This is a genomic window from Streptomyces sp. NPDC037288 (assembly GCF_055603265.1).
In genome coordinates this window covers 194,481-209,755 of sequence record NZ_JBVJVY010000007.1, presented here as the reverse complement: position 1 = coordinate 209,755, position 15,275 = coordinate 194,481, and the positions used below count along the sequence as shown (strand labels likewise).

At 73.6% G+C, this 15,275-nt stretch carries 14 protein-coding genes and 4 pseudogenes; 6 read left to right on the top strand and 12 right to left on the bottom strand.

The annotated features are described in order from the left end of the window. The first annotated feature begins 201 nt into the window (after positions 1-201). Complete coding sequence (locus ACZ7GZ_RS11345; protein ID WP_471022943.1) at positions 202-2,145, top strand: ABC transporter ATP-binding protein; 1,944 nt, start codon at positions 202-204, stop codon at positions 2,143-2,145. A gap of 6 nt (positions 2,146-2,151) precedes the next feature. Here the strand turns inward: ACZ7GZ_RS11345 and ACZ7GZ_RS11340 are convergent, their stop codons facing one another. The 5 genes from ACZ7GZ_RS11340 to ACZ7GZ_RS11320 form a co-directional block, all read right to left on the bottom strand. Beyond that, the gene (locus tag ACZ7GZ_RS11340) at positions 2,152-2,328 is read right to left on the bottom strand and encodes a hypothetical protein (protein ID WP_351246887.1); all 177 of its coding nucleotides are present in this window, start codon (positions 2,326-2,328) and stop codon (positions 2,152-2,154) included. Between the two features lie 234 nt (positions 2,329-2,562). Next, positions 2,563-3,729 (bottom strand): cytochrome P450 family protein, encoded by a 1,167-nt coding sequence (locus tag ACZ7GZ_RS11335; protein ID WP_471022942.1) that lies wholly within the window; start codon positions 3,727-3,729, stop codon positions 2,563-2,565. A gap of 158 nt (positions 3,730-3,887) precedes the next feature. Further along, on the bottom strand, positions 3,888-4,874 hold the full coding sequence (locus ACZ7GZ_RS11330) for an SMP-30/gluconolactonase/LRE family protein (protein WP_471022941.1): 987 nt from the start codon (positions 4,872-4,874) through the stop codon (positions 3,888-3,890). Between the two features lie 88 nt (positions 4,875-4,962). Continuing rightward, positions 4,963-6,831, bottom strand: coding sequence for an FUSC family protein (locus ACZ7GZ_RS11325; protein ID WP_471022938.1), 1,869 nt, complete (start codon positions 6,829-6,831; stop codon positions 4,963-4,965). 148 nt (positions 6,832-6,979) lie between these two features. Continuing rightward, a complete protein-coding gene (locus ACZ7GZ_RS11320; protein ID WP_471022937.1) occupies positions 6,980-7,912 on the bottom strand; it encodes a nucleotidyltransferase domain-containing protein in 933 nt (310 codons plus the stop codon). 48 nt (positions 7,913-7,960) lie between these two features. Here ACZ7GZ_RS11320 and ACZ7GZ_RS11315 point away from each other — a divergent pair, with 48 nt between their 5' ends. From ACZ7GZ_RS11315 to ACZ7GZ_RS11305, 3 genes and pseudogenes are all read left to right on the top strand, one after another. Further along, entirely contained in the window at positions 7,961-8,101 is a 141-nt protein-coding gene (locus tag ACZ7GZ_RS11315; protein ID WP_471022935.1) for a hypothetical protein, read from the top strand. A 73-nt stretch (positions 8,102-8,174) separates the two neighbouring features. Next, positions 8,175-8,555 (top strand): annotated as a pseudogene (locus ACZ7GZ_RS11310) (RidA family protein); the annotation flags it as partial. A gap of 42 nt (positions 8,556-8,597) precedes the next feature. Next, positions 8,598-9,053 (top strand): GNAT family N-acetyltransferase, encoded by a 456-nt coding sequence (locus ACZ7GZ_RS11305; RefSeq protein ID WP_471023143.1) that lies wholly within the window; start codon positions 8,598-8,600, stop codon positions 9,051-9,053. A 22-nt stretch (positions 9,054-9,075) separates the two neighbouring features. On the opposite strand, the pseudogene ACZ7GZ_RS11300 reads toward ACZ7GZ_RS11305, so the two are convergent. Together ACZ7GZ_RS11300 and ACZ7GZ_RS11295 are read right to left on the bottom strand one after the other, a co-directional pair. After that, a pseudogene (locus tag ACZ7GZ_RS11300) lies at positions 9,076-9,510 on the bottom strand (aspartate/glutamate racemase family protein); the annotation flags it as partial. Positions 9,511-9,512: 2 nt separating this feature from the next. Continuing rightward, complete coding sequence (locus ACZ7GZ_RS11295) at positions 9,513-10,208, bottom strand: uracil-DNA glycosylase (RefSeq protein WP_471022933.1); 696 nt, start codon at positions 10,206-10,208, stop codon at positions 9,513-9,515. Between the two features lie 773 nt (positions 10,209-10,981). On the opposite strand from ACZ7GZ_RS11295, the gene ACZ7GZ_RS11290 reads away from it, so the two are divergent. After that, positions 10,982-11,743, top strand: a complete 762-nt coding sequence (locus ACZ7GZ_RS11290; RefSeq protein ID WP_471022930.1) for an RNA-binding S4 domain-containing protein — start codon at positions 10,982-10,984, stop codon at positions 11,741-11,743. A 163-nt stretch (positions 11,744-11,906) separates the two neighbouring features. Here the strand turns inward: ACZ7GZ_RS11290 and ACZ7GZ_RS11285 are convergent. Both ACZ7GZ_RS11285 and ACZ7GZ_RS11280 read right to left on the bottom strand, forming a co-directional pair. Next, positions 11,907-12,140 (bottom strand): annotated as a pseudogene (locus ACZ7GZ_RS11285) (hypothetical protein); the annotation flags it as partial. Between the two features lie 84 nt (positions 12,141-12,224). Further along, a pseudogene (locus ACZ7GZ_RS11280) lies at positions 12,225-12,452 on the bottom strand (acyltransferase domain-containing protein); the annotation flags it as partial. Positions 12,453-12,627: 175 nt separating this feature from the next. Between ACZ7GZ_RS11280 and ACZ7GZ_RS11275 the strand changes: the two are divergent. Then, positions 12,628-12,963, top strand: coding sequence for a DUF6343 family protein (locus tag ACZ7GZ_RS11275; protein WP_471022928.1), 336 nt, complete (start codon positions 12,628-12,630; stop codon positions 12,961-12,963). Between the two features lie 23 nt (positions 12,964-12,986). On the opposite strand, the gene ACZ7GZ_RS11270 is transcribed toward ACZ7GZ_RS11275, so the two are convergent. The 3 genes from ACZ7GZ_RS11270 to ACZ7GZ_RS11260 all read right to left on the bottom strand — a co-directional run bounded on the left by ACZ7GZ_RS11270 (position 12,987) and on the right by ACZ7GZ_RS11260 (position 15,049). Next, on the bottom strand, positions 12,987-13,367 hold the full coding sequence (locus ACZ7GZ_RS11270; RefSeq protein WP_471022926.1) for a tetratricopeptide repeat protein: 381 nt from the start codon (positions 13,365-13,367) through the stop codon (positions 12,987-12,989). A 50-nt stretch (positions 13,368-13,417) separates the two neighbouring features. Next, the gene (gene coaE / locus ACZ7GZ_RS11265) at positions 13,418-14,041 is read right to left on the bottom strand and encodes a dephospho-CoA kinase (RefSeq protein ID WP_471022925.1); all 624 of its coding nucleotides are present in this window, start codon (positions 14,039-14,041) and stop codon (positions 13,418-13,420) included. A 69-nt stretch (positions 14,042-14,110) separates the two neighbouring features. Beyond that, a complete protein-coding gene (locus ACZ7GZ_RS11260) occupies positions 14,111-15,049 on the bottom strand; it encodes a PAC2 family protein (protein ID WP_471022924.1) in 939 nt (312 codons plus the stop codon). Positions 15,050-15,275: the final 226 nt, after the last annotated feature.

The window sequence follows — 15,275 nt, the reverse complement described above, 5'->3', positions numbered from 1 at the left end:
CGGTCGGCCGATCGACCGGCCTGCGTCCCGGCCGCCCCCGTCCCGGGGTCGGCTTCGCCTGGCCGCGCCGACGGGTGCCTCCCCAGGGGCGGTGGCCCACCGCATGCCCCCACCACTCCCCCCGCACTCCCCCGCGCGCCCTCCCACGACGCCGGCCCGTGCGGGGATAGTGGCCCTTCCGTCACGGTCCGGGAGGTCACGGTGAGGAAGCGGCGGGGGGCGCCCGAGCCTGCGGTGTCGGGGTCGGAGCAACTGCTGTTCGGGGGGCCGCTGCGCTACGACATGGGCTGGAACGAGCACGCGGACGCCTTCCTGGAGCTGAGCCTGCGCGCGATGGTGGTCCGGCTGCCCGGCATGCTGGCGTCCAGCCTCCGGCTGGCCCGGCAGGCCGACGCCCGGGCCGCCTGGATCGTCCTGGCCGCCGAGGTGGTCCGGGGTGCCGCCCAGGCGGTGAGCCTGCTGGCCGTGAACAGCGCGCTCGGCAGGCTGCTGACCGGCCCGGACATCGAGCAGCGGCTGCGCTCGGCCGCCCCCGCGCTGGTCGCCATGGCCGCCGTGGCCCTCGTGACCGTACTGCTGCGGGCTGCCTCCACCTACGCCACCGGGCGGCTGGAACCCAAGGTGGAGCGCGTGGCGACCGAGCTCTACCTGGAGCGGGCGGCGAACGTGGAGCTGGCCGCCATCGAGGACCACGCCTTTCACAAGCTGCTGGACACCGCCAAGTACGGCGCCGAATCCGCGCGCCGCATGATCTCCTACGGCACCCGGGTGATCAGCGCGCTGATCTCGCTGGCAGCCGCCGCGGGCGTGCTGGCGGTGCTGCACCCGGTTCTGCTGCCGCTGCTGGTCACCATGACCCTGCCCAGCGCCTGGAGCGCCCTGACCAACGCGCGGCGCCGCTACGAGTCCTTCCACGTCTGGGTGCAGCACGCCCGCGCCGGCCGGCTGATCAGCCATCTGCTCACCGAGCCCGCCGCGGCCCCGGAGATCCGGGTGCACGGGGTCGGCCCGTTCCTGCTGCGTCATTTCCGGTCCATGTCCCAGACGGCGGAGGCGGAGCAGGCCCGGCTGTCCCGGCTCGCCGCCCGGACCGGTCTGATCGCGGCGGCCTGGACGGGCCTCGCCACACTCGCCACCTACGCCACACTGGGCTCCCTGCTGCTGGCCGGCGCGATGGGCCTGTCCGTGGCCGGTACGGCGGTGATCGCGATCCGCACCGGAGCGGCGAGCCTGGACGCGCTGGTGCTGGAGATCAACCAGCTGCACGAGGAGGCCCTGTTCGTGGGCGATCTGCAACGGCTGTACGTGGAGGCGGCCGAGCGGGCCATCCCGGCGGGCGGCGACGCCCTGCCGGAGGACCCGAAGGAGATCCGGTTCGAGCACGTCACCTTCAGCTATCCGGGCGACCGGGCGCGCCCCGCCCTGGACGACGTCACCCTCACGCTGCCGCTCGGTCGGATCATCGCGCTCGTCGGTGAGAACGGCTCGGGGAAGACGACCCTGGTCAAGCTGCTCGCGGGGCTGTACACGCCGGACCGGGGCCGCATCCTGTGGGACGGCGTCGACGCGGCGCGGGCCGACCGGCGGCTGCTCGCCGAGCGCATCGCGATGGTGGCGCAGGACTTCAAGCGCTGGCCGTTCACCGCCCGGGTGAACGTGGCCGTCGGCCGCTCCGGCGCGCCCCTGACCGAGGAACGGCTGGCCGCGGCCGTAGCCGGGGCGGGGGCCGAGGAGGTGGTCGCGGATCTGCCGCGCGGCCTGGACACCCTGCTCGCCCGCGACTTCAGCGGCGGGCACGAGCTGTCCGGCGGCCAGTGGCAGCGGCTCGGTATCGCCCGGGCGGCGTACCGGCGCGGGCGGGTGCTGATCGTGGACGAGCCGACGGCCGCGCTGGACGCGCGGGCCGAGCTGGAGGTGTTCGAGAAGATCCGGGCGCTGGCCGGCAGCGGGCAGACGGTCGTGCTGATCACCCACCGGCTGGCCTCGGTCCGGCACGCCGACCTCGTGCACGTGCTCGAGCAGGGGCGGCTGGTGGAGTCGGGGACCCCGGAGGAGTTGCTGGCCAGGGGCGGTGTCTACGCCGAGCTGTACGCGCTGCAGGCGCAGCAGTTCAGCGCGGAGGTCCCGGCACCGAAGCCGGCCTGAGCGACCTCACTCCGTGTGGTCGCCGCCCCGTACGATCACCAGGAACGTGTCCGTCGCGAGGTCCATGACGACTTCCGCCGGGAGGCCTTCCTGACGCCGGGCGTGCGCGAACTCCTCCGCGGGCCGGGATCCCCGCGGACCACCGGCGGGAAAGCGTTCGAGCACGGTTCGCCCGTTCACCATCTCGCACCTCCAGAAAGCGTCGTGCTTATTGGAGTTAACGCCCTGGAGACGGCAAACGCCTCGCTCGGTGACGGGACTGAGACATTACCTACACCCGTTCGGCGCGGACCGTGAGGATCCGTTCACTTTGTGACAGGAACCGCACCGTCCGTGTCAGGAGACGTACTCGTCGTGAAGGCGGAGCGGGTCGCCCCCGGCGCCGTCACCTGGCTTCAGCCGGGCCCGTCGGTCCGTTCAGTACGTCACGGGGAGGGCCCGCAACCCCCGGGCTCGCATCGACCGCCGCCACGTCACCTCCCCTTCGGCGAGGGCGAGTTCCGGAAGGCGTTCCAGCAGGGCCGCCAGGGCGATCTCCGTCTCCGCACGGGCCAGCGGCGCGCCGAGGCAGTAGTGGATGCCGTGGCCGAGGGCTAGATGACCGGCCGCGTCGCGGGAGAGGTCGAGGCGGTCGGGGTCGGGGAAGCGGGCGGGGTCGCGGTCGGCGGCGGACAGGGACACCCAGACCGTCTCGCCCGCCGGGATGGTGACCCCGGCGATCGTCACGTCCTCGGTGGGGAACCGGCGTATGGCGAACAGCATGGGCCCCTCGTAACGGGCCAGCTCCTCGACGGCGGCAGGGAGTCGCGCGGGGTCCTTGCGCAGGGCGGCGAGCTGGTCCGGGTGCTCCAGCAGGGCGAGCACGGCGTTGCCGATGAGCTGGACCGTGTTCTCGTATCCGGCGAAGAGGATGAGGAAGGCCAGGGACATCAGCTCGTCCTCGCCGAGCCGGTCGCCCTCGTCGCGTACGGCGATCAGGTCGGAGAGCAGGTCGTCCGCGGGCGCCCGGCGTTTGGCCCCGATGAGCCGGGTGAGGAAGTCCAGCAGGGCCGCCATCGCCTCCTTGGTGGCGTGGGGGCGGGCCGGGTCCGGCGCCGTGAGGCTGTCGGTCCACTGCCGGAAGTCCAGCCGGTCCCCCTCCGGGATGCCGAGCAGGTCGCAGATGACGGTGATGGGCAGCGGGGCGGCGTAGGAGGCGACCAGGTCGGTGCTGCCGTGCGGGCCGAGCGCGTCGAGAAGCCGGTCGGCGGTACGGCGGATCGGCTCGCGGAGCTGCTGGACGCGGCGCGGGGTGAAGGCACGGCCGACCAGGCGCCGGATGCGGGTGTGGTCGGGCGGGTCCATGTTGAGGAGGTTGGCGTCGAGGGCGGCCGGCAGTGAGAAGCCTTTGTACGTGCCGGCCGTGCCCCGCCGCTTGTCCAGCGAGAGCCGGGGGTCGGCGAGCGCGGCCCGGACGTCCTCGTACCGGGTGACGAGCCAGGCGGCGGTGCCGTCCGGTCCGGTGATGCGGTGCACGGGCGCGGTCTCGCGCAGGCGCTGGTAGACGTCGTAGGGGTGGTCGAGGAGGCCGTCGGCGGGATCCATGGGCTTCAGCCTAGGGTGCCGGGGTGTCCTGGCGGATCACCCTCCCGACTGCGTTGCGCTGTCGGCGAGTTGACCGACGGCGGGGAGGATTCGCCGGGTGTCACGGGCGGCGGGGCGGGATCCGGCAAGGGTGCCGGCCCGTTCCGCCGCCCGGCCCGTCAGTGGCCGAGCCCGCGGTTCAGGCGGGCCAGGAGCAGGTTCGGGGCCTGCTGGCTGAAGTAGGCGGCGCTGTCGACGTAGACCGTCCCGTCGTGCACGGCGACGGAGGTCGGGTTGGTCAGCCCGTCCGCCTGCGTGAGGGCGGCGGTGCGGGTGCCGTCGGGGTGTACCTCGACGACCTCGTCATCGCCGATCAGGGCGGCGAGGAGGGTGTCGCCGTACGGTGTGACGAACGTGAAGTCGTCGATGTGGTCGAGCCCCGTGGCCCGGGTCTCCACCGGCCCCGCGCAGCCGTCCGGCCGTACGGGAATCCTCAGCAGCGTCCCGCGGTCGCTGTTGGACACCCATACGGCACCGCCGTGGACCTTGACGCCGTTGGCGCCGAAGCCGGCGCCGGTGACGGGGACCGGGGTGAGGGCGGTGTCCTGGGCCCACACGGTCGGTGCACCCCCTGCCTGCGGAACCCGCCACACGATTCCCTGAGCCGAGTCGGCGGCGTAGAGCACTCCGTGCCGTTCGTCGAGCGCGAGGCCGTTGGGCAGTGCGGTCGCCGGGAGCTGGGCGATCTGCCGGGGCGCGCCGCCGTCGGGGCCGATGCGCCAGATGCCGGTCTTTCCTGTGCCGGTGGCGTAGTCGACGTAGAGCGTGCCGTCGTGGGCGCGGGCGATACCGAAGACGGTCGCGGCCTTGAGGACGGGGGTGTTCGGGTTCTGCTCGGCGGGCAGGGTGGCGAGGATCGTCGTGTCCCCGTCCGGCGTGACGTGGGCGACCTGCCGGGCGGAGGCGAAGGTGAGATCGGCGGATCCGTCGGGCTCGACCGTGATGTTCTCCGGTGTCTGCCCCGTCGCCCGGTCGAAGTGGGCGACGATGTGCGGCTGGGACACGGTCGGTTCACCGGCGGCCGCGGGTGACGCCGCGAGCACGACGGAGGCGACGACGGCCGCGGCGGCACCGGTTGCGAGTCTGAGACGGGTGAGTCGGGGCATGAACCTCTCCTTGTACGGGGGACATGGACCTCTCTCTTGGACGCGGACGCGCCGCCGTGGGTTGACTCGGTCCGAGCGGACGCGGGCCTCACCCGGCGAGCGGCAGGCCGGGCAGCCGTAGCCCCGCCCGCTCCCGGCGTCTCTTCTCGAACTCGGCCAGCAACCCGGTGAGTTGCTCCCGGTGCCGGGCTGCGAGGCGGCCGGAGTCGTCGAGGTGGACGGCGCAGGCGGTGGTCGTGTCGACGAGCCGTTCGAGGGTGGCGGCCACTTCGTCCGCGCCCTCCGTGTGCCGCGCGAGTGAGGGGAGTTCGGCGGAGGCGAGGGCGATGGCGGCACGCGCCTCGGCGAGGGTGCGGTAGGCCTCGCGGCGCAGGGTCCAGCGGGTGGCGCGGTCAGGGGACCGGCTCAGCACATGCGCGAGGTAGGCGTGCGCGGCGTTCCCCGCGGCGGCCAGCCGGGCCCGCACTCCCCCTCCCCGCTGCCCCGGCATCGGCAGGTGCCCGACGACGAGCACGATCACGCAGGCCAGCAGCGTCTCCCCGATCCGGCTGACGGAGGCCTGCGGCTCACCGCCGGCCATCACCAGACTGAGAACGAGCACGGTCACGACCGCGGTCTGGGCGGCGAAGTGCCGTGTGGCGACGGGGATCAGGGCCCCGCTGACGGCGACGAGCGCGACGAGCCCGCCGGGCCGGGGCAGCACCGCGGCGAAGGCGGCGAACACCAGAGCGCCGAGCACGGTTCCCGCCGCCCGGCACAGCAGCCGGGAGGCGAGCGGCCCGAGGTCGGGCTTGACGAGGAAGACGACGGTGGCGGGCAGCCAGTACCAGTGCTGGTGCCGGCCGTACCAGCGGGTGTGGTGCAGCGCCTGGGCGAGGGCGGCGCCGGCCCCGAAGCAGAGGGCGACCCGCAGCCCGTACTCGCGCCCGCCCGCACCCGACGCGGCGCGCACGGCGGCGCGGACGGCGTCCTTTGCACCCCGGCGCCGGGCGGGCAACCGCTGGTCTGCGCCCTCCGCCCGGTCGAAGGCCTCGGCGGCGCGCAGCAGGGCGTCGTCGAGGGCGCGCAGGGCGGGGGCGGACCGGTGGGGAGCGGGCAGCGGGCCGGTGACGGTGTTGCCGCGGACGGCGGCGGCGAGCCGCCGGGGCCCGTCCGCGGCCCTTGCCGAGACCCGCTCCCCCGCCCAGAACAGCGCGGTGGCGGCTTCGGCGAGGGGCAGCGCGGCCGCGTACTGCGCATGCAGCCGGCGCTCGGCGGCGGAAGAGGCGTACCGGCGCAGCCGGGGCCCGGCGAGGGCGTCCTGGGCATGGTCGAGGGCTGCGGTGAGCGCGGCCCGCCGGGCGGTGGCCTGCTCACCGCCCACGGCGTCGAGGAGCGCGGCGACGGCGTCGTACACGGCGGCGACCGCCGCCCGCTCCCCGTCGAACCTGAAGTCACCGGCGGTGGCACCGGGCGTGGGCAGGGCCAGTCGCAGGACGAGCAGCCATCCGGCACCGGCGAGGAAGACGAGGGCGCGCAGCCGGCCGCTCTCGGCCGCCGGCATCCCCGCTCCAAGGGCGGCCCCGACGAGCAGCTGCGTCCCCACGGCGGAGGCGACGGGCCCGACCGCACTGACCCCGCCGGCGACCAGCCCGAGCCCGGTGAGCGCCAGGGCGAGCGGTACGGCGGCCAGTCCCTGCCCGGCATACGTGCCCACGAGCAGCCCGAGGGCGCCGGCCAGCGCGGGCACCCCGAGCCGCTTGACGGAGGCGCGTCGACTGCCCGGCCGGTCGTTGATGCCGGCGAGCATCGCACCGATGGCGGCCAGCACACCGTCGGACGTCCGTCCGGCGACCAGACCGGCGAACAACAGCGGCCCGGCGGCCAACGCGCCCCGGGTCACCGCGCTCCAGGGCACGGGACCGCGCTGCGCGCTGAGGGCATGGGCGAGCCAGGGAGGTGCGGCGAGCCGGGACACGGGGCTCCTGTTCGTACGAGGGCGGGGTGCGGGTGCCTTCGGACGACGGTGGCCGGGGGACGGTGTGTCCACCGTAAGGGGTGTTTGCCGAGCGTACGGGGCGATCACGTTTCGGGCAGGTGAAAGGTGCCTGAGGTGGCCGGTTTCTTTATGAACGCAATTCCCGGGCGACGATTTCCCCGGAGATGTCCTCCCCGGAGACGATCTCCCCGGAGCCGATCTCCCCGGCCGCGGCCTCGGCCACGGTACGGACCAGGGTCTCGGCCTCGGTCACGGTACGGACCAGGGCCTCGGACTCGCCCCGCAGTTCCCCCGTCACCGCGTCGATCCCGCGCAGCCCGGCCCGTTCCAGCAGCCGCTTCTCGTTCGTCACCCACTCCCCGCGTGCGGCGAGGACCCCGTGGGCGGCCTGGAGGGCGGCCGTGGCGAGGGAGCCGGCGGTCTCCGTCAGGCGGCCGTGGGCGGCGTGGTTGGCCTTGGCGTAGGCGAGGGTGGCGCGGGCGGCGCCGTACCAGCGCTCGGCGGCGGTGACACGCAGCTTGGCCGGGTAGCCCGCCGGGCGGGGCAGGGTACCGCTGAGCACCTGGTTGACGGCCAGTTCGGCCACGACCAGGTAGGTGGGGATGCCGGCGAGATGGAAGAGCAGCGGCTCCACCCGGAACCGTCCCGCCTCCGCCTCCGCCAGCTCGTGCTCGACCACCGCCAGGTCCCGGTAGTGCACATCGACCCGGCGCCCGTCGATGGTCAGCCACGCCCCGCCGTTGAAGACCCCACCGCCCCAGCCGCCGACCCCGGAGACCTCCCCCGGCCAGCCGACGGCCCTGAGGTCGTCCGGGTCGAAGGGGCTGCGGTAGTAGATCGCCAGGTCCCAGTCGCTGTCGGGGCGGTGGGTGCCCTGGGCCCGGGAGCCGCCGAGGGCCACCGCCCGGACCGTGGGCAGGGAGGCGAGGCGCTCGGCGGTGCGGCCGAGGAAGTCGGAATCGGAAGGCTCGGGCCCGGAACCGGAAGGCTCGGGCCCGGAATCAGAAGGCTCGGGCCCGGAATCAGAAGGCTCGGGAGCGGAATCGGAAGGCTCGGGCATGCCCTCAGCCTGCCGCAGCCATCGCGAAGTCCGCTCCGGAATTACCGCGTGGCCCGCCGCGACGCCCGCCGCGACAGCTCACGGGGTTCCTGCGGCGAGGCGGTGTCGTCGCTGTACCCGTTCTTCCACCCCACCGGGGAGATCCTGCACCGCTACGGCCCCGACGCCGTCCCACGCCTGTCGTCCTGAGAAATCGGATGCGGGCGGGGTCGAAAGAAACGATCATCGGGACATTGTTCACCTCCTCCCAGGAGCAACCCTCGTGATCAAGCGCGTGACCGCCCCGGCCCTCTTTCCCCCGCCCACCTACTCGCACGCGTCCGTCGTCGAGGCCGGGACGAGGTTGGCTTTTCTGGCCGGGGCCGTGCCGCTCGACGAGAAGGGGGACCTCGTCGGCCCGGGTGACCCCGTGCGTCAGACCGAGCAGGTGATCGCCAATCTGCGGGAGCAACTGGCCGCAGTGGGAAGCGACTTGGCGCATGTGGTCGCCACGGATGTGTACGTGGTGAGCAGCGAGCCCGCCGTGTTGTCCGCGGTGTGGGAGGTCGTCGAGGCCTCCGGGCTCAGCGCTGGCCCGCATGCGTCGACTCTGCTCGGTGTCGCCTGCCTCGGTTACACCGGGCAGCTGGTGGAGATCACGGCCACGGCTGTGGTGCCGGAGCAACCGGAGCAAGGAGGAGAGCCGGTGACGGGCGAGGTCGTACTGCGTCGGGCCGTGGCGGAGGACGCCCGGGCCGCCGCCGATGTGTATCTGCGGTCCTTCGACGCCGCCCTGCCCACCGTCGTCCGCGCGCACACCGACGACGAGGTGCGGGAGTACTTCGAGCATGTCGTCGTTCCGTTGCGGGAGACCTGGGTGGCGGAGGCCGACGGGGCCGGGATCGTCGGACTGATGGTGCTGGAGGAAGAGGTGCTGTCCCAGCTGTATCTGGACCCCGGGTGGCGGGGGCGTGGTGTCGGTGACCGGTTCGTCGCGCTGGCCAAGGAGCGCAGCCCGGACGGGCTGTCCCTGTGGACCTTCCAGGTCAACAAGCCCGCCCACCGCTTCTACGAGCGGCACGGCTTCACCGCCGTCGAGTTCACCGACGGCAGCGGGAACGAGGAGCGGGAGCCGGACGTGCGGTACGTCTGGCGGCCGTGAGCCCCCGCGTTCCGGCTCGCCGCTACGGCCGCCCCCAGCTCCTCTCCCCGGGCAGCGGCCTGCCGTAACTGCCCGCTCGGCTGGTGGTCCGGCCGGGCCGGCCAGGGACTCGGCGAGCTTGAGCGCCGCCGCGACGCCGTCGACCACCGGCAGTCGGAGCTTCTCCCTCACCGCCCGCTGCGGTCCGGTCATCCCGGCGCAGCCCGGGACGAGGACCTCGGCGCCGGTGTCCCGGGCCCGTTCGGCCGCCGTCAGGAACGCGGACTCCGTGCGCCCGGGGTCGCCGGCGAGGCCGAGGCGCCGAGGCCGGTGCCCATGACGGCGGCGCGGGCACCGGCCATGCCGGTGGTCTCCGGCCGTCCTAGGTGTGGCCGCGGGAGCGGTCGAGGGTGGTGATGACGCCGTGGCGGTGGCCGAGGAGGCAGGCGAGGTGGGCGGCGGCCTCGGTGGTGTCCACGCCTATGGCAACCCTGCCGTCGTCGCCGCCGTGCGCAGCACCTCGCGGAGCATCTCCGGGGTGAGCCGGCCGGTGAAGGTGTTGCGCTGGCTGACATGGAAGCAGCCGAAGAGGTCCAGGCCGTCGAGGGTGACCCTGACGCCGTGGGCGAAGGCCGGACGGGGGCGGGGCACGGTCCACCCCGCCTCGGTGAACGCGGGCAGCGCGGCCTGCCAGCCGAAGGCGCCGAGGACGACTGCGGCCCTCAGCGTCGGGCGCAGCAGCTTCAGCTCCTGCACCAGCCAGGGGCGGCAGGTGTCGCGCTCGCCGGGGGTCGGCTTGTTCGCGGGCGGGGCGCAGTGCACGGGCGCGGTGACGCGGACGCCGTACAGTTCCAGCCCGTCGTCGGCGCTGACGGAGGTGGGCTGAGAGGCGAGCCCCACGTCGTACAGGGCCTGGTAGAGCACGTCCCCGGAGCGGTCGCCGGTGAACATCCGGCCGGTGCGGTTGCCGCCGTGCGCGGCGGGGGCCAAGCCGATGATCGCCAGCCGGGCGTCGGCCGGACCGAAGCCGGGGACCGGCCGGCCCCAGTACGTCCAGTCGGCGAACGCGGCCCGTTTGGTACGGGCCACCTCCTCCCGCCACTCGACCAGCCGAGGGCAGGCCCTGCAGTCCGCGACACGCCGGTCGAGCCGGGCGACGGCACTGCTGTGGTCCATACGGCCACCGTATGCCCGGACCGGGCCGGGCAAGCAAACCGCTTCACCTGCACAGGAACGCCCCGCCTTGACCGCGCCGCGCGCCACTGTCGCACCCACGGGGTGCGGTGGGGCGCGCGGCGCCGGCGAGGCCTGCGAGGGTTTGGGGGTCTGCAGGGCTCGGGGCATGGGGGCACGCGGCGGCCAAGAGGCCGCGAGGATCCGGGGGTCTGCAGGGCTCGGGGCATGGGGGCACGCGGCGGCCAAGAGGCCGCGAGGGTCCCGGGGGTCCGCAGGGCTCCGGCATGGGAGCACGCAGGGGGCCTGTGGGCACCCGGGGCCAGGAGGTCCGAAAGGGCCAGGAGGTCCGAAAGGGCCAAGAGGTCCCAGAGGGCCAAGAGGTCCCAGAGGGCCGAGGTCCCAGAGGGCCAGGAAGTCCGAGAGGGCCAGGAAATCCGAGAGGGCCAGGAGGTCCGAGGGGGCTCGGGGCCTCGGGGTCCGCGGAGGCACGGAAGATCCGTGGCGTCTGAGGGGCCCGGCCCGGTCGAGGGCTGGGGCTGCAAGGCTCGGGGCGTCTGCAGGGGCCCGGTTCGAGGGCTAGGGGGCCACGGCGGGGCGTCCGGGGGGCCGCGAGGTCCGGTGCTGGAGTCTCCTCGGAGATCACCTGACGGTGCCGGGCAGGGTGATCCGATCGATGTGTGCCACGCCAACGTCGGGCTCCCTGCCACCGGCTACCCCGTGCCCCGGGAAAATCTCCTCCGGCTCACCCCGCCCGGGGAGTTAAGGTCGGGGGCATGGCTTCCGACGTTGCGGACGAGAACGTGAACGGTGGGACCGGCGGGCCGGACGGCACCGGCTCCGCCCAGGACGCCCAGGACGCCCAGGACGCCGGTGTCCCCGCTGATCAGCCTGTCGATGCTGACCAGCACGTCGATCCGAAGATCACCGCCGCGGTGGCCGCCGCCGAGGCCGCGGGGCCGGCCCCGGGTGAGACGGTCCGGATCGACAGCTGGATCTGGGCCGTGCGTCTGATCAAGACGCGTTCCCTGGGCGCCACCGCCTGCCGGGGCGGCCACGTCCACGTGAACGGGGAGCGGGTGAAGCCCGCCTACTCCGTGCGCGTCGGCGACGAGGTGCGGCTGCGGCACGAGGGCCGGGAACGGATCGTGATCGTCAAGCGCCTGATCCGCAAGCGGGTCGGTGCCCCGGTGGCCGCCCAGTGCTACATCGACAACTCCCCTCCGCCCCCGCCTCGCGAGGCCGTCGCGCCCGCCGGCCTCCGCGAGCGAGGCACCGGCCGACCCACCAAACGCGATCGCCGTGATCTGGAACGCCTCCGCGGCCTCGCGGGCCCGGGCATCCCGGGCGGCTACGGCACCTTCGGCGGCGCCGCAGGCCCCCGCGGCTTCGCAGGGCCCGGCGGATCGGGCGGGCGGGCCGGATCCGGGTCCGGTGGACACGGCGCACCCGGCGGAACCGGCAGGCACGGTGGATCCCGTTCCGGCGAGACCGGTGGACCCCGGCCCGGCGGAACCAGCAGGCGCGGCGGATCCTGATCCAGCGGCGCGGCGGACCAGGTCCGGTAGGACCAGTGGGCATACTCGGCGTCGGTGATCCGGGGGCCGATACGCCACAGGCGTCCGTCGGCGCCATCGGCCGGGCCCCCGCGCCCGGTCCGTCGGCGTCGGCGGGCCGCCGGAGCGGGACTTGCCGCCTCCGTTACCGTCGCCGCACCAACCGGAGCAGCTCACCGTTGTGCCCGCGCCGGGCCCAGGCGATCAGGGTGAGCGGCACCACCAGGATCAGCGGGGTCGCCGCGGTCGCGCCGTCTCCGGCAGGCTCCACCGAGGCGATTCGCAGGGTGAAGCCGCTCGGGTCGACCCGCTCCCTCGGCACATTGGTGTGATAGTCCTCGCCCTCCCGCTGACCGAGCACGCAGCCGCCCTCCGCCAGTCGCGGGCGGGCGGCCACTGGTACGTGCGGTCTGCGGTGCACCGCCATGTGACGGCCCAGGTCGGCAAGGGTGCGCCGGGAGACCTCGGACGGTATGCCGCGTTACCGGTGCCGGGCGCGTGTGCGCGGGACCGCGGCGATGCACACGTACGCGGCGAAGGTGCCGCTCAGCTCGGGCGGTGCCGCGTCGAAGAACTCACCGAGGTCGGGTGGGTGGCCGGTCGCCTCCGGGTGGCGGAACAGCTCCTCGACGCACTCCTCGAGGAGTCTGAGCGCGCCCGGGTCGGCGGTCACCCGGCGCCGTCCGGTCACCAGTGCGTTGACGTCCTCGTGCGGCACGGCCAGGTCGGGGAGCAGTTCCGGCAGGTCGTCTGCGTCCGGCAGCAAGGGACCCCCCTTCGGCGGGCGAGGAACGGCGCCGTTGCCGCACGCCGTGGACAGGCGCCGTTGATGAACGTCGGCACCGAAGAGTACGTTGCAAGCAGGAGTGGTTCTGGTGCGTACAGGCAGTGAACCGGCGACCGCGCGCAGTGCTCTGCGGGCGCGGTTCTGGCTGTGCCTGTGGGGGCTGGCCTGGTCGGTCTTCGGCACGGCGGCGTTCGCGGTCGCCGGGCACCCGGGGTGGGCGGCGGCCTGTGCCGTGCTGTGGCTGGTGGTCACCGCGGACATGACCATGGTCCTCAGACACATCCGGCAGGGTCCGCACTACCAGCCGGGCCGCGAGGTGCCACCGTATCCGCCGCCGGAGAGCGGACCGCCGCATCCGGGACCGCCGTACCCGAGTCGGCCGTACCGGGGGCCTCCCAGGCGACGGCATCCGTGACCGGCCGACGCGGCACGCGCCGCTCAGCCGTCGAAGCGCGCCGCCTTCAGGTACTGCGGGTTCGGGTCCAGCGCGGCCGCGAGGCGGAAATGGCGTTTGGCCTGGTCGGCTCGGCCCTGGCGTTCATAGGTGCGGGCCAGTGCGAAGTGCGCGAACGCGTTGTCCGGCTCGCGCTCCAGCACGATCGTGAACTCCAGCTCGGCGGGCCGCAGTTGGGCCGCCGCGAAGAACGCACGCGCACGGAGCAGGCGGGCCGCCGTGTTCTCGGGGTGCGCGGCGATGACGCCGTCGAGCAGCTTCACCGCGCCCCGCGGATCCCGCGAGTTGAGCAGATGCTCGGCTGCACGGAAGTCGATGACATGCGTTTCCGGAGTACGTCCGGTGGAACCGCTGGTCTCGGGCACGGCAGAGTCCTTCCCTCGCTGCGGCACTTCAACGCCCGCGGAGGGGGCCGCTATTCCGAGCCCTGTTCCGCGCGATCCCCGCGCGCCCGCCGTACGAGGTCCTCCCACACCTCGGCGACGCGCTTGTGCAGCGCGTCCAGGGGTACGTCGTTGTCGATCACGATGTCCGCGATCTCCCGGCGCTGCTCACGGGTCGCCTGCGCGGCCATACGCGCGCGTGCGTCCTCCTCGGTCATCCCGCGCAACCGGACCAGTCGGTCGAGTTGGGTCTCGGGGCTCGTGTCCACGACGATCACGAGGTCGTAGAGCGGCGCCAGTGCGTTCTCGGTGAGGAGGGGCACGTCGTGGATCACTACGGCGTCGTCGGCCGCGGCGTCCTCCAGCTCACGGGAGCGGGCGCCCACCAGGGGGTGCACGATCGAGTTGAGGGCGGCGAGCTTCTCCGGGTCGGCGAAGACGATCGAGCCGAGTCTGGGCCGGTCCAGACTGCCGTCCGCGGTGAGGACGTCCCCACCGAAGGCCTCGGCCACGGCGGCGAGGCCGGGAGTGCCCGGCGCCACAACTTCGCGCGCGATACGGTCCGCGTCGATCAGCACGGCCCCGTGCTCCACGAGCAGCCGTGACACCTCGCTCTTGCCGGCGCCGATCCCACCGGTCAGGCCCACGGACAGCATGGCTGCGCCTCCACCTCACGAACCCCCTCCGCGGGGACGACTTGTCGACTCCGGGCGCAGCCTAGCGGATCAGTTGTCGCCTTCCCGCTCCGCCAGGAACCGCTCGAACTCGCGCCCGATCTCGTCGGCCGACGGGATGTCCACGGGCTCGGCGAGCATGTTGCCCCGGGTCTCGGAACCCGCGGCGGCGTCGTACTGGTGCTCCAGGCCCTGGACGAGCGCGGTGAGTTCCTCGTCGCCCTCCTGGATCTGCCGGTCGATCTCCGTCTGCGTGCGGTGGGCGTCCGTGCGCAGCGAGTGCGCGACTCCCGGCAGCACCAGCCCGGTGGCGGCCGTGATGGCCTCCAGGACCGTCAGGGCGGCGTCCGGGTACGTGGAGCGGGCGATGTAGTGCGGGACGTGCGCGGCGACGCCCAGGACGTCGTGCCCGGCCTCCATCAGGCGGTACTCCACCAGTGACTCGGCGCTGCCGGGGACCTGGGCCTCCTCGAAGGGGCTGCGGTGACCCGGGACGAGCTCGGCGCGGTTGCCGTGCGGGGTGAGACCCACCGGCCGGGTGTGCGGGACCCCCATGGGGATGCCGTGGAAGTTCACGGACAGGCGTACGCCGAGCCGCTCCACGATCTGCCGTACGGCCCCCGCGAACCGCTCCCACTCCACGTCCGGCTCGGGCCCGGACAGCAGCAGGAAGGGGGCGCCGGTGGCGTCCTGGACGAGGCGGACCTCGATGGCCGGGACCTCGTAGTCGGTCCAGCGGTCCCGCTTGAAGGTCAGCAGGGGCCGGCGGGCCCGGTAGTCCACGAGCCGGTCGTGGTCGAAGCGGGCGACGAGCTGGTGGGGCAGTGAGTCGAGCAGCCGGTCGACGATCTGGTCTCCGGTCTCACCCGCGTCGATGTATCCGTCGAAGTGGTAGAGCATGACAAGGCCGGCCGACTCCTGGGCGAGCGCCATGTCGACAACGGCGAGGCCCTTCGGCTCCCATGCGTACAAACCCTGCGGATCAAGCACTGTGACCGCTCCTCCTCGTGTTCGTCGTGGTCAACACGCCCTGGAGAGCGGGCATTCCCGCGACACGCCGTTGATCCGCGATCTCACGGAGCCTGTACGGACACGGGGCGAGGGCAATGCCCTCAGGGGCGCGGGGGACTGCGCGAGAAGCCACAGACGGCCTGCACTCGAACGACGGGCACCCGAAAAGGCCTGAGGGACCGCACCTCGAAAGGTACGGTCCCTC

Coding starts and splice junctions, on each gene's coding strand:
- ACZ7GZ_RS11330 (WP_471022941.1), bottom strand. CDS start 4,874: ATGCCCCGACTCACCCGTCTCAGACTCGCAACCGGTGCCGCCGCGGCC.
- coaE (WP_471022925.1), bottom strand. CDS start 14,041: ATGCTGTCCGTGGGCCTGACCGGTGGGATCGGCGCCGGCAAGAGCGAG.
- ACZ7GZ_RS11335 (WP_471022942.1), bottom strand. CDS start 3,729: ATGGATCCCGCCGACGGCCTCCTCGACCACCCCTACGACGTCTACCAG.
- ACZ7GZ_RS11340 (WP_351246887.1), bottom strand. CDS start 2,328: ATGGTGAACGGGCGAACCGTGCTCGAACGCTTTCCCGCCGGTGGTCCG.
- ACZ7GZ_RS11295 (WP_471022933.1), bottom strand. CDS start 10,208: ATGGACCACAGCAGTGCCGTCGCCCGGCTCGACCGGCGTGTCGCGGAC.
- ACZ7GZ_RS11320 (WP_471022937.1), bottom strand. CDS start 7,912: ATGCCCGAGCCTTCCGATTCCGCTCCCGAGCCTTCTGATTCCGGGCCC.
- ACZ7GZ_RS11290 (WP_471022930.1), top strand. CDS start 10,982: ATGGCTTCCGACGTTGCGGACGAGAACGTGAACGGTGGGACCGGCGGG.